Genomic DNA, 17,463 nt, shown 5'->3' on the forward strand with positions numbered 1-17,463 from the left:
CGCAGACCTTTACAATCGGCCGCCCCTGGAACACAGTGGGAACATCATCTGATGTGAACCCAGCTGACTGCTCATGGCCCGCGACGTCGACGAACGTAAGAAACGCAAGGTGCTCAATCGAATCCGCCGGGCCAAGGCTGCGGCGGAACGCGCCATCGAGACGTCCGGCGACACCGAAGCGGCCGAGGCCGCCCGCCGGGAGCTGTCTGACTGGGAGGCCGAGTTTGTCGCCTCGGTCGAACAGCGCCTGAACGAGTTCGGCTCCGCCTTTGCCGACCCGGAAAAGGGCGCGCTGGACGAGCCGCTCTCGCGCCTCCAGGAATTGAAGCTCAAGGAAATCGAGAAGAAGGCGAAGGGCAAGGGCAAGGCCGGGTTCGGCGCGCGCTCGAGCTTCAGGTCGAAGGGATCCGGCTTCAAGGGCAAGACGCCCCAGCGCGCGTCCGGGCGCGACATCCATGACGATGTGCCCGGCGACACAGCCGCGCCCGAGACACCCGACCCCGTCGAGACCTTGCGTCAGAGCGGCGCAGTGCGGAAGGGCTTTACGCCGCGCCTGGTCGACAGCGAACCCCAAACCGTTCCGCAGGAGAGCCCGCCGCAGGAGCGCGAACCGGAAACCCCGCCCGCCTCGCGCGGCCCCTTCCGGGTCATCGAGGGCGGCAAGGTATCGAGGCATGACGTCTGAGCTGATGGGCAAGGATCGCGCCTTCTGGAATCGCTTCCAGACGGCGACCGGCAACACGGCGCTCCCGCGCGGCGTGGACCGGTTTGGCGACACCCCCGAGATGAATGACGAATTGCTGGCGCTGGTACTCAGTCGCACCAAGCAGGCGACGGCCACACTCGCGCGCTGGTTCGAGACCGATCCGCACGGCCTGCCCAAACCGGGCGATCTCTGGCTCATCACTGACGGGCGCGGCCACCCGGCCGGCGTCATCCGCACGCTGCAAGTCGATGTCATGCCGATCCGTCAGGTGGACGCGCAATTCGCCTGGGATGAAGGCGAAGGCGACCGATCTTACGATTACTGGATCACCGAGCACCGTAAATATTGGCAGCGCGAAGCAGAGCGCGAAGGGTTTGAATATTCTGACGATCTTGGGGTCGCCTGCGAACGCTTCGAGCTGGTTTGGGCGCCCGATCAGCCGGAATAGAAAGAGGCGGGCGCACCCGCCTCCCCCGAAACCCTCTTAGGGGCGATGAATGGCGCAGAGCTTGTTGCCGTCCGGATCGCGCACATAAGCAAGATTGATCTCGCCCATCGTGCTCTGGCGCAGGCCAGGCGGGTCCTCGATGGATTTGCCGCCGTAAGCGACCGCGACGTCGTGAAACTCTTTGACCTGATCAAGCGATTTGCACTTGAAGCCGATCGTGCTGCCATTGCCGGCGGTCGCGTCTTGTCCGTCAATCGGCTCGCTGACGCAAAAAACGTTTCCGGCGTGGATGTAGAATAACCGGATATGACCGGTCGGGGCTTCATTGCGAACAGGCTCGCCAGCGCCCAGCACACCCAGAACGGCGTCGTAGAAGCGCTTGGACCGCTCGATATCATTCGAGCCGACCATGACGTGATTGAACATGCAGTCCTCCTTACATCACGAGGCACGCTAACGATATGATGCGCCCATTGTCACTGAGGATCAGACCAGGTCCATGCGTTATCGCAGACTTTCGGGCACGGCCTCGGTCAGGAACGTCTGGAGCCGGTCTTTGCCTGCCTCCAGTAACAGATCGCGGCCCAGGCTGAACGCCTGAACCGCGATGAAGTCTTGGCTCAAACCCTGGACGCCGCGCCGGACGTCCAGCCGTGATCGGTCACCCCGCTTCGCGGAAATTGTCCACGTCGAGATCGTATTCGCGCACTTTGCGATAGAGCGTCGAGCGGCCCACGCCCAGGCGCCGGGCAACCTCGGCCATGCGGCCTGAATAGGTTTCGATGGCGAAGGCGATGAGGTCGCGTTCGATCATCTCCAGCGGACGCACATGCCCGCCATCGTCGAAGATGCTGACGCTCAGCTCGTCCTCGTCCGCCTCGGTCTCGGCCGGCGCATCGGGGACCGCAACGGCCTCTTCGTCCGGACCGGACGCCGGGGCCTTGTTCAAGGTCGGAGCCATGCCGGAGATCTGCGGGAAATCGGCCGGGGTCAGATAGTCGCCGTCGCTCAGCACTACGGCGCGGAAGATCGCGTTCTCGAGCTGGCGCACATTGCCCTTCCACTCGTAGCTGGCGAGCATGTCCATCGTCTCCGAGCTGGCATCGAGGACTGCCTTTCCCTCCTGCGCGTTGAAGCGCGCAATGAAGTGGCGCACCAGCGCGGGAATGTCGTCGGCGCGTTCACGCAAGCCCGGCACCTCGATCGGGAAGACATTGAGCCGGTAGAACAAGTCCTCGCGGAACTCGCCGGATTTAACCTGCTCGGCCAAGTCCCGATTGGTGGCCGAGATGATGCGGACATCGACCTTGACCGGGCGCTTGCCGCCGACCGGGTCGACCTCGCCCTCCTGCAGGGCACGCAGCAGCTTCACCTGCATGTCGAGCGGAAGCTCGCCGATCTCGTCCAGGAAGAGCGTGCCGCCATCGGCCTCCTGGAACTTGCCCAGATGCTTGGCGACGGCGCCGGTGAAGGCGCCTTTCTCGTGTCCGAACAGGACCGATTCCACCAGATTTTCGGGGATCGCCCCGCAATTGACGGCCACGAAGGGGCGTCCGGCCCGGTCCGACGCAGCCATGATGGAGCGCGCGACGAGCTCCTTGCCGACGCCGCTCTGTCCGGTGACGAGAATGGGAATGTTGGACTTCGCGGCGCGTTCGCCGAGCCGCACGACCTGACGCATGGCCGGGGCATCCGCGACCATGTCCTTAAAGCCGAGCTGGCCGGAATTGGTCTTCTTCAGCCGGGTCACCTCGCCGGTCAGGTCGCGGACCTTGAAGGCGTTGCGGATCGAGACCGCGATGCGTTCCGGGCTCGCCGGTTTGACGAAGAAATCGCAGGCCCCGGCACGCATCGCCTTGACCACGGTTTCAATCCCGCCATGAGCGGTCAGCACGATGACCGGCAGCTCCGGCTCGCGTGCCTTGAGCACTTCGAGCGTTTCCATCCCGTCCATGCCCGGCATGACGAGGTCGAGCAGGACCACATCGATGCCCCCGCGCTTGACCCGGTCGACCGCGGCTTCACCGCTTTCGGCCATTTCCGGATGATGACCCTGCTTTTCCAGAACCGCCTGAAGCAGGCGGCGCTGGGTCGGATCATCGTCGACGACGAGTACTGTTTTAGCCATCTCACCCACGCCTTTTCGGTCGCTATCGGCGTGCCGTCCCTTGGTATCCGGCCCGCGGTCTTCCGCGTGGCCCGGACAAGACGGCCGCCCCATCCATGCGCACCGTTATGAGACACTATGGGTAAAATTGGCGTGTAGACACGGGTTAGATTTCGTTAGGGTAAACAATCCCTTGCCCTAATGACTCCAGGCACTTGATTGACCGGGCGGCAAGGTCGGCCTACCCATTTGACGCAATTTTCTTTCAGGACACTGAAGTCAGTCATGGCCAAAGACGACCGTCTGCCCCCTCCGCTCATCCCGTTTGACGGCAAGAAGCCCCAGGCGCCGGACTGGTTCGCGCGCGCCCTGGAGACGCCGGTCGAGACCGGGCAGGCCTCGCGTCTGGATACGACTCTGGCGTGGAAAGCCTGGGGCGAACGCGGGCAGCCCGGCGTGCTGCTCATCCATGGCGGCACGGCACACAAGGGATGGTGGGACGCGATCGCGCCTTTCGTCGCCAAGGCCGGTTACCGTGTCGTCGCGCCCGACCTGGCCGGCATGGGTCAGTCCGGCTGGCGCGAGACGTACACGATGGGCGAGCACGCGCGCGACATGATCGCCGCCGGGGAGGATGCCGGCGCGTTCGACGCGGGCAAGCCGATGATGGTGGGCCATTCCTTCGGCGGCTTCGTGACGCTGAAGGCGGCCGGCGATCTCGGGGAGAAGCTGCGCGCCGGCGTGATCCTGGATTCCCCGATCCGACCGCGCCCGAGCCAGCGCACCGAATCGCCCCCGCGCCGCGGCGGACGCACCTACAAGGATCTTTCCGCGGCTCTCGCCCGCTTCCGCCTGCTGCCGGAGCAGGAGTGCGAGCCGGTCTGGCTGGTTGATCACATCGCGCGCGGCTCGCTGAAACAGATCGAGAGCGGCTATACGTGGCTGTTCGACCCCGATCTCTGGGCCAAGCTGGAGTACGAGGCGCGCGATCCAGAAGAATCCGCCCGCGGCGCGAAATGCCCGCTGGCTTTCGTGCGCGGCGCCCAGTCCAGCCTGATGCAGGCGGAGACCTGGGACTTCATGCGCGGCGTCTTTACCGACTCGCCCTTCATCACGATCAGCGAAGCGAAACACCATCTGATTCTCGACCAGCCCCTGGCTGTTGCGGCCATGATCGAGACGCTTCTGGCCAGCTGGACGGGCAGCGCATAAATCTTGGCGAGGCCGCGCGGTCGTGATAATCCGCGTCTCGATTTGCAGTTTCCGGTGCGGGTGGAGACATATCGCCCCGCACTGCGCCCAGACCGACGGAGTGAGCCATGGCTGAAGATTACCACCGCGGTGAGATGAACGTTGCCGAGCAGAAGCACACGTTTGACGGCTTCATCAGCGTCAGCGTTTTCTCGGCCGCCGTACTCGGACTGGTCGTCATGTTCCTGTCGATGGTCTTCGGCACCGATCTCGGCTGGCTCACCGCCTTCCTGATCACGGCCGTCATTGGCGGCGTGATCGGTGTTCTGCTCAAGCAGGGCACCGCCTACTGGATGACCGTCGCCATTCTGGGCGTGATCACGATCATCGCAGGCTTCATGATCGTCGCACTCTTCGGCGCCTGATCCACTCTTTCGCGATGCGGACGAATTAACCCTTTTCGCCTTTGGCGAAATATCCCATGCTGGCCCGAAATCGGTCTTTCGGCCCAGACATGGACGTGTTGATGCGTATTGCCGTTCTCAAAGAAAGCCGCCCGGGTGAAACCCGGGTTGCCGCCACGCCGGACACGGTCAAGACCCTGATCAAATCCGGGGCGAGCATCGCCGTGGAGACCGGTGCCGGCGCACTGGCTCACTTTCCCGACAGCGCCTACGAGTCCGCGGGCGCGACTGTCAGCGCACGCGATGCAATCCTGTCGAACGGCGAAGTCGTACTCTGCGTGCGGCGCCCGGACGCGGAGACGCTTGAGCGCCTGCCCGCCAAGGCGGTTCTCGCCGGCCTGCTGGAGCCCCACGGCGACAAGGAGTTCGCTGAGACGTGTGCGAAGGCCGGGGTGAACGCGCTCGCGCTCGAATTCACGCCGCGCATCACCCGCGCCCAGTCCATCGATGCCCTGTCGTCCCAGTCCAACCTCGCCGGGTATCGCGCGGTGATCGAAGCGGCCTATCTGTACGGTCGCGCCTTTCCGATGATGATGACGGCGGCCGGCACGATTGCGGCGGCCAAGGCTTTCGTGATGGGTGCCGGTGTCGCCGGGCTGCAGGCCATTGCCACCGCGCGCCGGCTCGGCGCGATCGTGACGGCAACCGATGTGCGTCCTGCCGCCAAGGAACAGGTCGCCTCGCTCGGCGCGAAATTCGTCGCGGTCGAGGACGAGGAGTTCAAGGCTGCCGAGACCGCGGGCGGCTACGCCAAGGAAATGAGCGACGAATACAAGGCCAGGCAGGCCGAGCTGGTCGCCGCCCATATCGCCAAGCAGGACGTGGTGGTGACCACCGCGCTGATCCCCGGCCGCCCGGCCCCGCGCCTGATCACCCAGGCGATGATCGAGGCGATGAAGCCGGGCTCGGTCATAATCGACATCGCAGCGGCCAATGGCGGCAATACCGAGCTGACAAAGCCCGACGAGATCGTCGAGCACAAAGGCGTGCGAATTGCCGGCTTCACAAACCTGCCGGCGCGCCTCGGAGCGGACGCGTCCCAGCTGCTGGCCAAGAATCTGGTCAATCTCATGCCGTTGCTTCGCACCGAAGAGGGCGCACTCGGCGTGCAATGGGACGACGACATCATCAAGGGCATGGCGCTGACCCGGGACGGGTCTGTCGTCCATCCCAGCTACGAAAGCTAAAGACATGAAACGCCGCGTTGCCCAGATCGTGCTGGCAAGCCTGGCCGTCATTACGCTGACGGCCTGCGTCGTCATCGCCCGCGACGGCGGCGCCGATTTCGCGCCCCCTTCCGTTTCCAGCGACCCGGGATAGGACCTCATGGAAGCCGTCGATCCGTTTATCTTCCGCCTGGCCATCTTCGTGCTGGCCATCTTCATCGGCTACTACGTGGTCTGGTCGGTTACGCCGGCCCTGCACACGCCGCTGATGAGCGTGACCAACGCGATCTCCTCGGTGATCATTGTCGGCGCGCTTCTGGCTGCCGGTACCGCGGCCATCGACGCGGGCTCGCAATTTGGCCGCTATGCCGGCGCGCTCGCCGTGATGCTGGCCAGCATCAACATCTTCGGAGGCTTCCTTGTCACCCAGCGTATGCTGGCGATGTACAAGAAGAAGGAAAAGCCGGCAGCCAAGAAGCCTGAAGGAGAGGGTCAATGAGCGCCAATCTCGCCGCCCTTCTCTATCTCGTTGCCGGGGTCCTCTTCATCCTGGCCCTGCGTGGCCTGTCGAGCCCTGAAACGGCCCGGCGCGGCAATTATCTTGGCATGGCCGGTATGGCCGTCGCGGTCGGCACGACCCTGCTGGTGATGGAGCTGGACGGGTTCGGACTGGCGCTGATCGGCGGTGCGGTTGTCATCGGCGGTGCCATCGGCGCGGTCATCGCACGCCGCATCCCGATGACGGCCATGCCCCAGCTGGTGGCCGGATTCCACTCCCTGGTCGGTCTTTGCGCCGTCCTGGTGGCCGCCGCCTATCTCTACGAACCTCACGCCTTCCATGCCGGCCCGGCCGTTGAGGGCGTGCGCTATTCGTTCGGCACCGCCTCGCTGATCGAGCTGTCCATTGGCGCGGCCATCGGCGCGATCACCTTCTCCGGCTCTGTCATCGCCTTCATGAAGCTGCAGGGCCTGATGCGCAGCGCGCCCATCGTCTTCAAGGGCCAGCACTGGCTCAATCTTGCCATCGGCGTGGCCATTGCCGTCTTCGTGATCTTCCTGACCGCATCGGGCGGGCAGGCGCTGACCGCCTTCTGGATCATCTGCTTTTTATCCCTGATCCTCGGCGTGCTGCTGATCGTGCCGATCGGCGGCGCCGACATGCCGGTCGTGGTCTCCATGCTGAACAGCTATTCGGGCTGGGCGGCAGCAGCCTTGGGCTTCACGCTGGAAAACACCGCGCTGCTCATTACCGGCGCACTGGTCGGCTCCTCGGGCGCCATCCTGTCCTACATCATGTGCAAGGGGATGAACCGCTCCTTCGTCTCGGTGATCCTCGGCGGCTTCGGCGCCGATGGCGGAGAAGCGGCTGCGGGCGCGGACATTGACCGCACCGTCAAGCAGGGCAGCTCCGACGATGCCGCCTTCATCATGAAGAATGCCGGCAAGGTCATCATCGTGCCGGGCTATGGCATGGCCGTCGCCCAGGCCCAGCATGCGCTGAAGGAGCTCGGCGAGCTGCTCAAGGCGGAGGGCGTCGACGTCTCCTACGCCATTCACCCGGTGGCAGGCCGCATGCCCGGTCACATGAACGTGCTGCTGGCCGAGGCCAACGTCCCCTATGACGAGGTCTTCGAGCTGGAAGACATCAACAGCGAATTCTCCACGGCCGACGTGGCCTTCGTGATCGGCGCCAATGACGTGACCAACCCGGCAGCCGAAGACGATCCCTCCTCGCCCATTTACGGCATGCCCGTGCTTCAGGTCTGGAAGGCCAAGACCGTGATGTTCGTCAAGCGCTCGCTGGGGTCGGGCTATGCGGGCATCGAGAATCCGCTCTTCTTCCGCGACAACACGCTGATGCTGCTCGGCGACGCGAAGAAAATGACCGAGAGCATCGTGAAGGGCATGGATTAGGATCAGCCAGGCAGGAGGCGCCGTCCATGTCCCTCTATCACGAGCACATCCTGCCGCACCTGATCGCCTTTACGTGCAGCCAGCCCCAGATCATGAAGAAGCGCAGCCAGGTCGTGCCCGCGGCCCGTGGTCGCGTGCTGGAAGTCGGCTTCGGATCGGGCACTAATCTCGACTTCTACGATCCGGCACGGGTGGACCACCTCTTCGCGCTCGAACCCTCGGCCGGGATGCGGCGCAAGGCGTCTCAGGCCGTGGAACATAGCGCGCTGTCTATCGAGTGGCTGGATCTGCCCGGTGAAGAGATTCCCCTCGACAACAACAGCGTCGATACGGTGGTTCTCACCTATACGGCCTGTACCATCCCCGACGCGGCGGCTGCCCTGGCGCAGATGCGCCGCGTGCTCAAGCCGGGCGGTCAGCTCCTCTTCTCCGAACACGGAGCCGCACCCGATCCCGGCATCGCGACATGGCAACGCCGGATCGAACCGGTCTGGAAACCGATCGCCGGCGGGTGCCACCTCACACGAAAGCCCGATGTGATGCTGGAAGAGGCCGGCTTCCGCCTTGCCTCGATCGAACGCGCCTATCTGCCCAAGAGCCCGAAATTTGCCGCCTTCAACTATTCGGGCTGCGCGGTCCCGGTCTGACCGGACGCCAGACGTTCGTAGACCAGCCGCTCCTCGCGCGGATTGCCCTCCGCATCCCGCATCATCAGTGTCGCGATCTGGCGGCCGTCTTCGGTCAGCTCCAGCGTCAATCCTCGAAACCGGCCATAGCCGTCGCGCGTCTCCTCCAGCACGAAGGTCAGATAGGCGTCCTTGTCTTCCCAGCCCACGAACTCGGGCGTGAAGTGCTTGACGCGCATGGCCGGCCCATCCTCGAACACATCCAGCAGCAGAATCTCGGAAAAACGCTGTGTGCCGTCCGGCTCCAGTAACTGGAAGGTGCCGGTCAGACGCCCGGTCGGGCCTCGCATCCAGCATTCGCTGATCGCGCCGCCAAACCCGTCCCCTTCCCAGCAGCCGCCCCGCCAGCTCAGGTCGGCGACCTCGGTCCGGCGCGGAGATTCCCCGGGCTGGGACAGTGCCGCGAACGCGGCCAGCAAGACGGTCTTCATGAGGCATCCTCCCTGAGGGTCAGATAGATATCGGTCCGCAAGTCCTCGGCGGGCACGTCATCGGGTTCGTCGAGATGATGGTGCAGCGGCGGTGCGTCGGCGAGTATCCAGCCTTCCTCCAGCACCCGGTGATAAAGCGCGGTCTCGGTGCCGGGCAGAGCCTCGAAAGGACCGGTATGGCGGGTCCGGACGGCGCGCCCTCCCGCAATATCGTGCTGTGCATGGCCGGCAAGCTTTTCCCCGCCGAGCTCGATGGCGGCGAGGTGCTCGACCAGCCCCTCCGGATCGAAGGCCGGATCGTTCAACGGCACGCCGTATATGCCGCGCACGTCTTCAAGCCGGCCCTGCTCGGCGACAGTCGCAAACAGCGCCTCGTAGACCGGGTTGAGCGGGCCGATGGGCTGGCGCGTGTGGATGATCGTCAGGGTGAGTGGCGCGAGCCGGGTGATTTCAATCTCTACGGCGGCTCCTTCCGGCCGGTCGGGCCTTGCAAAGCGCCTCTTCAGATCCGCAGCGATTTCGCGCGCCTCGCTCGGGCTTGCCCCGGTCCAGCCGCGAAAGGCGCGGGCGAACGCCTGGGACGTCTCATACCCGACCTCTGCGGCGATCTCGGTAACCGGAACCGACCGCTCCAGCAATTCCAGGGCGCGTACGGCCCGCAATCGGTTGAGTGTCTCCAGCACCGACTCGCCGGTCGCGGCACGATAGAGGCGCTGGAAGTGATACCGCGAGGCGCCGACGAGACGCGCCAGCTCATCGGCTGGCGGCGGATCGGCCAAACGGGTCGACAACAGGCGCACGGCCTCGTCCACACGGGCGCGATATCGCGCTTCGGTCTCGGTTTTCATTTGGGACGACAGCTCCGGAAGACCAACGAAGCCCTGACTATACCCCAGCCGGCAATCCGTGCGTTTCCGATCGTGCGAATTTCGAAACCGCACGGCCCTTCATGCCGGCGCGCATTTCCAGGCCGGTTAGCTCGCGCACGCCGAACAGCGTGGGGCGGCGGGGTCCACACCAAGGCGCCTGTGCTCGATCTCTTCTCCGCACTCGACGCAGTAGCCGTACTCCCCTGCATCCAGGCGAGCGATAGCCGCATCTATGCGGCGCACTTCGCCCGCCCGGCGGGCCTCGGCGGCGCGCGCCATGGCCTGAACCTGCAGGCTGTCCTGACGCGAGAGCCGGCCTACCGACTGCTGGTCGAGCCCGACCGGCTTGCGATCCTCGGCTGCCCCTTTGGACAGGGCGATCAGGTCCGCACGCAGCGCCGTGAGGCGTGCGCGGTGTCGTGCGATGTCGGCTGCATCCATCCCCTCATGCTAGCAGTTCGCTGGGACGCGACCAATGGCCGCCGTATCCAAGCGGCAAGGCGCAGTTGCCCCGTGGCCCGGCGTGACTAGGTTGAAACGCTGCAAGCTGATCTCCAGGAAGGACTCCCGGTGTCGATGAAAGCCCATTTTGTCCGATTTGCGAACTACAACACGTGGGCCAATGCGCGCTTGTACGATGCGGCGACGGCGTTGACCGATTTTGAGCGGAAGCGCGACATCAAGGGCTATTTCAAGAGCCTGCACGGCACGCTGAATCACCTTCTGGTGGCCGACCGGATCTGGTTGAGCCGCCTGACCGGACAAGGTGTGCCGCCGCAAAGCCTGGATGAGACGCTGTACGAGAAATTCGAGGCGCTGCGCGAGGCACGCGAGCTCGAGGACCGGCAGCTGATCGATTTCGTATCCGGGCTGGACGAGGCCGCGCTGGAGCAGGACCTCGCCTACCGCACCACGCGCGACGAACCCAAGACGCTCCAGCGCAGCGTGGTTCTTGCCCACCTTTTCAATCACCAGACCCATCATCGCGGGCAGGCCACCAACATGCTGCGCCAGTTGGGCGTCGCCGAACCCCCGGCGCTCGACCTGCTTTATTTCGCGCTACCGAGCGCCTGAGCCCCGATCCGCGACACGGTCTCGTCGAGCCAGGCACGAACGCGCTTCTTGTTCACATTCATATCCCAGTGGCCGACCATGGCACGCGAATAGACGGCCAGCTGGCTTCCCGCGCCGCTTGAGACCGCCTCCACGGTGATGTAGTCGCGAAAACCGAAGATCGCGCTTTTCTGCATCAACTCGGCCTGCAACCCGTCACGGCGCACGAGCTGGGTCCGCTTGTCATCCAGGCCCGCGCCGATGAAAGCCTCCAGCACCGTTTGCGGATCGGCCTCGAACCAGGAGCTGGTCTCGTCCGGCTCGGCGTCGGCCTCGAAATCCGAAGGCAGGACAAGCCAGGTGCGCGGTTTCGGATCGGGGGTGAAACTCGAGAAATCCAGCGGAAAGGGGCGGTCGGTCATGAAGGCTCCAGATGGGTTGCGGGGCACGTGGCAGGGCGGAATCGCCTGTGGCCCTGAGGGCGCGAACCGCCTAAGACTGACGCAAAAGTGACAAGGGTGGGAGTGGGCATGAGCGAATTTGCGCTCGAAGTTCGATCGGTGAGCAAGACGTTCGGGACCAAGCCGGCCGTCAAGTCGGTGTCGTTCGGCGCCCGGACCGGCGAGATTACAGGTTTTCTCGGACCGAACGGAGCCGGCAAGACGACGACGCTGCGCATGGCGCTGGGCATCATCGCGCCGGACAGCGGCTCGGTGCGCCTGTTCGGCGCCGAACCGACCGCGCGCGCCTTCGACCGGGTCGGCTTCCTGCCCGAAGAACGCGGCGTCTACCGCAAGATGACGGCCCGGCAGATCATCACGCTGTTCGGCCGCCTGAAGGGCATGCCCGCCCGCCAGGCCCGGACGCGCGCGCTGGAACTTCTCGAGCGCTTCTCGCTCGGCGATGCCGCCGACAAGAAGATCAAGGAGTTGTCGAAGGGCATGGCCCAGAAGGTCCAGATCCTCTCGGCCATCGTCCACCAGCCCGATTTCATCATCCTTGACGAGCCCTTCTCCGGCCTGGACCCGGTCAATCAGGGCGTGCTCGAAGCGATGATCCGCGAGCAGGCCGACGCCGGCGCGACCATCCTGTTCTCCACCCATGTCATGCAGCACGCCGAGCGTCTGTGCGACCGGATCGTGCTGATGGCGCGCGGCGAGAAGGTGTTCGATGGCCGCGTCGAGGAGGCCTTGGCCGTGGTGCCGCGCCAGGTCGATCTCGGCGTCGATCCCGGTCAGGAGCTGACCGCGCTCCTGTCCCCGTTCGGCGCTGTGTCGCGCGCAGGCACGGACAGCGAGGGCATGGCCATCTGGCGCGTCGTGCTCAATGGCAAGTCCACGCCGCAGGATTTGTTGAAGGCCTGCGTCGATGCGGGCATCGCCCTCAGCCGGTTCGAACCGCTGCGCCCGCACCTGCACGACGCCTTTGTCCAGCTGGTCTCCGACCCGGCCGACACCCTCGCCGAAAGGGCCTGAACCATGCGAGCCATCTATCTCATCGCCCGGCGCGAATACCTGTCCTATGTGGCCACCTGGGGCTTCTGGCTGTCCTTGCTGTCGGTTCCGGTTTTCCTGGTGGTCGGCGCGGCGATCCCCGTCCTCGTGGAATCCTCCCAGCCGACCCGTTACTACGTCGTGATCGACGAGACGGGCGAGGGCTATGACGCCCTGGTTCAGGCGGGCGTCGAGCGCGAACGCCGCGAACGCGCCCGTGCCGCGCTGGAAGCCATGGCCATGACCCGGCCGGAGGCGGCGCGAACGCAGGCGCTGGAGCGCTTCGACGAGGCCGCGACGCCCGAGGCCGGGCTGGATGCGGGATTTGAGGCGCTCGGCATGGAGGCGGCTCCAGCCGGGCTCGCGGCCGGATCGGGTAACCGGATGCGCGTCGAACCTCCGGCGGCAACGCCCGAGGCGCTGCGTCCCTGGCTCACCGGCGAGCGCACCGTGTCGACGCCGGAGGGTGAACGGCCGCTCTTCGGGGCGCTTGTGATCCGGCGCGGCTCGGAGACCCCGCTCTCCCTGACCTGGTATTCGACCAATCTGACCGACAATGCCATTGCCCAGGATGCCCGCCGGGTGCTCGAAGACGAGCTTCAGGAAGAGCTTCTGCGATCGGAAGGGCTGAGCGAGGCGCGCATCGCCGCGCTCGACCAACTCCAGCCCGAAATGCGCAGCGTCGATCCCAGCGTGGAGGCCGGAGGCGAACGTGAAGTGACGGGCGCCGACCGGGTGCCCTTCGTCCTGTCCATCGCACTGGCCTTCATCCTGTGGGCCTCGGTCTTCTCGGTCGCCAACATGCTGCTGACCAGCCTGATCGAGGAGAAGGGCGGCAAGATCATCGAGGTGCTGCTCTCCACCGCGCGCTTTCATGAAATCCTGATCGGCAAGCTGGCCGGCGTCGCGTGCGTCAGCTTCACCCTGTTCGCGGTCTGGGGCGTGGTCGGCTCCGTCGTGGCGACGGCCGGCGGCACTGCGCTCGCCTCGTTCGATCCGGAAATGGCCGAGCTCTTGAGCGGTATCGTGAAGCCCGGCCTGTTCGCCGCGGCCCTGTGCTACTTCATCGTGGGCTATCTGATGTTCGGCGCGATCTTCCTGGCGCTCGGCTCGCTGTGCGAGACGTTGCAGGACGCGCAAAGCCTGATGAGCCCGATCATCCTGGTCCTGATGGCGCCATTGATCATCCTGTCCTTTGCCATGCAATCGATGGATTCGGCCTTTGTCGCGATGGCCAGCTGGGTGCCCTTGTGGACTCCCTTCCTGATGATGGCGCGCCTGCCGACCGAGCCTCCGTTGTGGGAGATCGCGGGCACGACCCTGCTCATGCTGGCCACCATGGTCGGCGTTCTGTGGGGGGCCACGGCCGTCTTCCGGCAAGGCGCGCTGAGCCAGGCCAATGTGGATTCCGTCAAGCGCTGGTTCCGGCTGGGCAAGACGGGGTGACGCGGCGTGACGGCCGCAGCGCTCGCATTCCGCCGCGCTTAATCCCCGCCCGCGCCTGAGGCCCCACACTGCGCGCCGGCTCTTTCTCAATTGCATCCTTCCCGGCCGTCCTCGGGCAGAATGAGAGTCGTGGTAGTAGTAGGAGTCGCGTCCTCGGCGGTTTCGACTCTCACGGCACTTGACCAGCTGCAGGCTGCTCCTGCGGCAAGGCATCTCAATGAAAATCCCGGCTTTTGGGCAGGGCCGGGCCAGCCGGCGCCAGCGCGCCGTGCCGGCGCGGCTTCATGCGGGCGTCCGCGCTTGACCGGCTCACCTCGTCGGCCCGCGCGAGGGTGCCCTCGAACGGGTCGTCGGTCAGACGTGACAGCCAGCCGGTCTGGTCGATCAACTGCTCGGCGATCAGATGAATCACCTCGCCCTCGCGCTGCACCCGGCCAGTCACGCCGATCATCTTCGCTCCGATCACCACGCGCCGGAAGCGATGAAAGACCGAAGGCCAGACCACCAGATTGGCCACACCCGTCTCGTCTTCCAGCGTGATGAAGATCACACCGCTCGCCGTGCCGGGCCGCTGGCGGATCAGCACCAGCCCCGACAGGCCCAGCCGCGCCCCGTTGCGCACCCGCTTCAGATCAGCGCACGTCCGGTAGCCGCGCGCGTGCAGATCCTCGCGCAGGAAGCTGACAGGATGGGCCTTCAGCGACAGGCTGAGCGCGGCATAGTCGGCCGCCACATGCTCGGCCGCGCTCATCTGCGGCAGGCAGAATCCGTGCGCGTTCTGAACCGCGAAGGCGGGCGAATGCCCCTCGCCCGTTTCGGCGAAGAGCGGCAGGTCCGGGCCGGAGACCGCCAGGGCCTGCCAGCCGCCGGCCCGGCGGTCCAGCGACAGCGAGCGCAGTGCATCCCCGCGCGCCAGCCGGTCGGCCTCGCCCCGGGACAGCCGGGCGCGGCGCACCATGTCGTCCATGCTGCAGAACGCCCCGCCCTGTTCGCGCGCGGCCACCAGGCGGGCGGCGGTCACTTCGGACAGGCCCTTGATCTGGCGCAGGCCCAGACGCACCGCCCTTGCGCCGCCCCCTTCCGGGGTAAGGCGGGTCCGCTCGCCCGGCTCCGGCGCTTCCAGCGTGCAGTCCCAGCCGGAATGATTGATGTCGGGCGGCCGCACGATCACGCCATGCTCGCGCGCATCGCGCACCAGCTGGGCGGGCGCGTAGAAGCCCAGCGGTTGGGCGTTCAGCATCGCGGCCAGGAAAAGGTCGGGATAATGGAATTTCAGCCAGCAGCTGACATAGACGATCAGGGCGAAACTCGCCGCATGGCTTTCGGGAAAGCCATATTCGCCAAAGCCTTCGAGCTGTTTGAAGCAGCGTTCGGCAAAATCGCGCTCATAGCCGTTGGCCACCATGCCCCGGATCAGGCGGTCGCCCATTTCCGCAATCGTGCCGGACCTGCGGAAAGCGGCCATGGAGCGGCGTAGCCGGTCGGCCTCGGCCGGGCTGAAGCCGGCGGCCACGATGGCGATCTTCATCGCCTGCTCCTGAAACAGCGGCACGCCCATCGTCTTCTCCAGGACCTGGCGCAGCGCTTCGGACGGGTAGTCCACCGTCTCCTTGCCGGCGCGCCGGCGCAGATAGGGATGGACCATGTCGCCCTGGATCGGGCCGGGCCGCACGATGGCGACCTCGATGACGAGATCGTAGAAGGTGCGCGGCCGCAAGCGGGGCAGCATGGTCATCTGCGCCCGGCTTTCGATCTGGAACACGCCGATCGTGTCGGCCTTGCAGATCATGTCGTAGACGCGCGTGTCCTCACCCGGCACGTCGGCCAGGGCCAGCTTGCGCCCGTACTCGCCCTCCAGCATGGCCAGCGCGCGTGAGACGCACGACAGCATGCCCAGCCCCAGCACATCGACCTTCATCAGGCCCAGCGCCTCGATATCCTCCTTGTCCCACTCGATGGCCGTGCGTTCGGGCATCGCCGCCTTGCGCACCGGCACGATCTCGTCGAGGCGGCCCAGCGTCATCACGAATCCGCCGGGATGCTGGGAAAGATGGCGCGGGAAGCTGAGAAGCTCGCGCGCATGGTGCAGCGTGCGCGCCAGCGCCGGGCTCGACGGATCCAGGCCCAGCTCGTCGCGGATGACATTATCGCACAGGCCGTCCTTCCACCCCCAGATCGCCTTGGACAGCGCGGCCAGAACGTCGCCGGTCAGGCCAAACACCTTGCCCACCTCGCGGATTGCTCCGCGCGGACGATAGCAGGACACCACCGCCGTCATTCCCGCCCGGCGGCGCCCGTATTTCTCGTACACGTACTGGATCACTTCTTCGCGGCGCTGATGTTCGAAATCGACGTCGATATCGGGCGGTTCGTTGCGTTCGGCCGAAACGAACCGCTCGAACAGCAGATCGATCGTGGCCGGGTCCACCTCGGTCACGCCCAGCGCGAAGCAGACCGAGGAATTGGCCGCCGATCCGCGCCCCTGGCACAAAATCCCCTTCGAGTGGGCAAAGCGTACCAGGTCGTGGACGGTCAGGAAGTAGGAGGGATAGTTGAGCTCCTCGATCAGCCCGAGCTCGTAGGAAATCGCCGTCCTCACCTTGTCCGGCACCCCGGCCGGGTAGCGCCGGTGTGCCCCCTCCCAAGTTAGGCGCGTCAGGGTCTGCATCGGGGTTTCGCCCTCCCCGATCACTTCTTCGGGATATTCGTAGACCAGCTCGTCGAGGGAGAAATCGACCCGGGCCGCCAGCGCCGCGCTGCGCGCCACGGCTGCTTCGTACCCTGCAAACAGGCGCGCCATTTCCTGCGGACTTTTAAGATGGCGCTCGGCATGGGCGGCCAGCTTGCGTCCGGCCGTATCGATGCGCTCATGCTCGCGGATACAGGTCAGGATATCGGCCATCTCTCGCCGCTCGGCGCCGTGAAACAGGACATCGCCCAGCGCCACGGGAACCAGGCCCCAGTCTGCGGCCTCTTGCGTCTGGCGCGCCAGGCGCGCGCCGTCCTGCCCGTCGAAATGACGCACCAGCCCGTATTCGACCGGGCTTTCGCACCGGTTCAGGAACGCGCTCACCTCACGCTGCCAGTCCGGCTCGGGCGCGGCAGGCGGAATCAGGATCAGGACCTGGTCCGGCCCGGCGGCTGCCACGTCCGCCAGGGTCACCCGCCCCTCTCTCTCCTGGTCTGCGGCGCGGAAATTGGCATCGGTCAGTAGCCGCGCCAGCGCACCATAGGCGTCCTTGTTGCGCGGCAGGCAGATCAGCTCTACCCCCTCCACGGTCACCAGGCGCGCGCCGATCAGAAGCTTGATGCCGGCTTCCCGGGCAGCCAGATGCGCACGCACCACGCCGGCCAGCGTGTTGCGGTCGGTAATGGCGAGGGCCGACAGCCCCAGCGCTTTGGCCGCCTCGACCATCTCGTGAGGGTGGCTGGCTCCGCGCAGAAAGGTGAAATTCGTCGCCGCAGCGAGTTCGGCATACTCCATCATGC

General features: G+C 65.6%; 19 protein-coding genes. 12 read left to right on the plus strand and 7 right to left on the minus strand.

Going from position 1 to position 17,463, the window contains the following annotated elements:
• Positions 1-73: 73 nt before the first annotated feature.
• Both E5162_RS14925 and E5162_RS11105 read left to right on the plus strand, forming a co-directional pair.
• Complete coding sequence (locus E5162_RS14925) at positions 74-685, plus strand: hypothetical protein (RefSeq protein ID WP_188634453.1); 612 nt, start codon at positions 74-76, stop codon at positions 683-685.
• Positions 675-1,154 carry an ASCH domain-containing protein gene (locus E5162_RS11105; protein ID WP_135945328.1) on the plus strand — a complete coding sequence of 160 codons (480 nt, stop codon included), beginning with the start codon at positions 675-677 and terminating at the stop codon, positions 1,152-1,154. The genes E5162_RS14925 and E5162_RS11105 overlap by 11 nt, the downstream gene beginning before the upstream one ends.
• A gap of 36 nt (positions 1,155-1,190) precedes the next feature.
• Here E5162_RS11105 and E5162_RS11110 read toward each other — a convergent pair whose 3' ends face one another.
• A complete protein-coding gene (locus E5162_RS11110) occupies positions 1,191-1,580 on the minus strand; it encodes a VOC family protein (protein ID WP_135945329.1) in 390 nt (129 codons plus the stop codon).
• A gap of 235 nt (positions 1,581-1,815) precedes the next feature.
• Positions 1,816-3,282, minus strand: a complete 1,467-nt coding sequence (locus E5162_RS11115) for a sigma-54-dependent transcriptional regulator (RefSeq protein ID WP_135945330.1) — start codon at positions 3,280-3,282, stop codon at positions 1,816-1,818.
• 264 nt (positions 3,283-3,546) lie between these two features.
• Between E5162_RS11115 and E5162_RS11120 the strand changes: the two genes are divergently transcribed.
• The 7 genes from E5162_RS11120 (at position 3,547) to E5162_RS11145 (ending at position 8,643) form a co-directional block, all read left to right on the plus strand.
• Positions 3,547-4,473: an alpha/beta fold hydrolase gene (locus tag E5162_RS11120; RefSeq protein ID WP_135945331.1), complete on the plus strand. Its 927-nt coding sequence runs from the start codon at positions 3,547-3,549 to the stop codon at positions 4,471-4,473.
• A 107-nt stretch (positions 4,474-4,580) separates the two neighbouring features.
• Positions 4,581-4,877: an aa3-type cytochrome c oxidase subunit IV gene (locus tag E5162_RS11125; protein WP_135945332.1), complete on the plus strand. Its 297-nt coding sequence runs from the start codon at positions 4,581-4,583 to the stop codon at positions 4,875-4,877.
• Positions 4,878-4,978: 101 nt separating this feature from the next.
• On the plus strand, positions 4,979-6,103 hold the full coding sequence (locus E5162_RS11130) for a Re/Si-specific NAD(P)(+) transhydrogenase subunit alpha (RefSeq protein WP_135945699.1): 1,125 nt from the start codon (positions 4,979-4,981) through the stop codon (positions 6,101-6,103).
• A 4-nt stretch (positions 6,104-6,107) separates the two neighbouring features.
• On the plus strand, positions 6,108-6,236 hold the full coding sequence (locus tag E5162_RS15140) for a hypothetical protein (protein WP_267902636.1): 129 nt from the start codon (positions 6,108-6,110) through the stop codon (positions 6,234-6,236).
• A gap of 6 nt (positions 6,237-6,242) precedes the next feature.
• Positions 6,243-6,581, plus strand: a complete 339-nt coding sequence (locus E5162_RS11135; RefSeq protein ID WP_135945333.1) for a proton-translocating transhydrogenase family protein — start codon at positions 6,243-6,245, stop codon at positions 6,579-6,581.
• Entirely contained in the window at positions 6,578-7,996 is a 1,419-nt protein-coding gene (locus tag E5162_RS11140) for an NAD(P)(+) transhydrogenase (Re/Si-specific) subunit beta (RefSeq protein ID WP_135945334.1), read from the plus strand. Before E5162_RS11135 ends, E5162_RS11140 begins: the two co-directional genes overlap by 4 nt.
• Positions 7,997-8,022: 26 nt before the next feature.
• Complete coding sequence (locus tag E5162_RS11145; protein ID WP_135945335.1) at positions 8,023-8,643, plus strand: class I SAM-dependent methyltransferase; 621 nt, start codon at positions 8,023-8,025, stop codon at positions 8,641-8,643.
• Here the strand turns inward: E5162_RS11145 and E5162_RS11150 are convergent.
• The 3 genes from E5162_RS11150 to E5162_RS11160 form a co-directional block, all read right to left on the minus strand.
• The gene (locus E5162_RS11150) at positions 8,616-9,113 is read right to left on the minus strand and encodes a DUF6265 family protein (protein ID WP_135945336.1); all 498 of its coding nucleotides are present in this window, start codon (positions 9,111-9,113) and stop codon (positions 8,616-8,618) included. The genes E5162_RS11145 and E5162_RS11150 overlap by 28 nt on opposite strands.
• Entirely contained in the window at positions 9,110-9,961 is an 852-nt protein-coding gene (locus E5162_RS11155; protein WP_135945337.1) for an AraC family transcriptional regulator, read from the minus strand. Before E5162_RS11155 ends, E5162_RS11150 begins: the two co-directional genes overlap by 4 nt.
• A 126-nt stretch (positions 9,962-10,087) precedes the next feature.
• Positions 10,088-10,423 (minus strand): TraR/DksA family transcriptional regulator, encoded by a 336-nt coding sequence (locus E5162_RS11160; protein ID WP_135945338.1) that lies wholly within the window; start codon positions 10,421-10,423, stop codon positions 10,088-10,090.
• Positions 10,424-10,558: 135 nt separating this feature from the next.
• Here E5162_RS11160 and E5162_RS11165 point away from each other — a divergent pair, with 135 nt between their 5' ends.
• Complete coding sequence (locus E5162_RS11165; RefSeq protein WP_135945339.1) at positions 10,559-11,056, plus strand: DinB family protein; 498 nt, start codon at positions 10,559-10,561, stop codon at positions 11,054-11,056.
• Here the strand turns inward: E5162_RS11165 and E5162_RS11170 are convergent.
• Complete coding sequence (locus tag E5162_RS11170) at positions 11,032-11,457, minus strand: DUF1499 domain-containing protein (RefSeq protein WP_135945340.1); 426 nt, start codon at positions 11,455-11,457, stop codon at positions 11,032-11,034. The two genes, E5162_RS11165 and E5162_RS11170, sit on opposite strands and share 25 nt — an antisense overlap.
• Positions 11,458-11,565: 108 nt before the next feature.
• Here E5162_RS11170 and E5162_RS11175 point away from each other — a divergent pair, with 108 nt between their 5' ends.
• Positions 11,566-12,510: an ABC transporter ATP-binding protein gene (locus tag E5162_RS11175; RefSeq protein ID WP_135945341.1), complete on the plus strand. Its 945-nt coding sequence runs from the start codon at positions 11,566-11,568 to the stop codon at positions 12,508-12,510.
• A 3-nt stretch (positions 12,511-12,513) separates the two neighbouring features.
• Positions 12,514-13,974 (plus strand): ABC transporter permease, encoded by a 1,461-nt coding sequence (locus tag E5162_RS11180; RefSeq protein ID WP_135945342.1) that lies wholly within the window; start codon positions 12,514-12,516, stop codon positions 13,972-13,974.
• A 214-nt stretch (positions 13,975-14,188) separates the two neighbouring features.
• Here the strand turns inward: E5162_RS11180 and E5162_RS11185 are convergent, their stop codons facing one another.
• On the minus strand, positions 14,189-17,461 hold the full coding sequence (locus E5162_RS11185) for an error-prone DNA polymerase (protein ID WP_135945343.1): 3,273 nt from the start codon (positions 17,459-17,461) through the stop codon (positions 14,189-14,191).
• Positions 17,462-17,463 lie beyond the last annotated feature (2 nt).

Source organism: Marinicauda pacifica, from assembly GCF_004793635.1.
Lineage (GTDB): Bacteria > Pseudomonadota > Alphaproteobacteria > Caulobacterales > Maricaulaceae > Marinicauda > Marinicauda pacifica.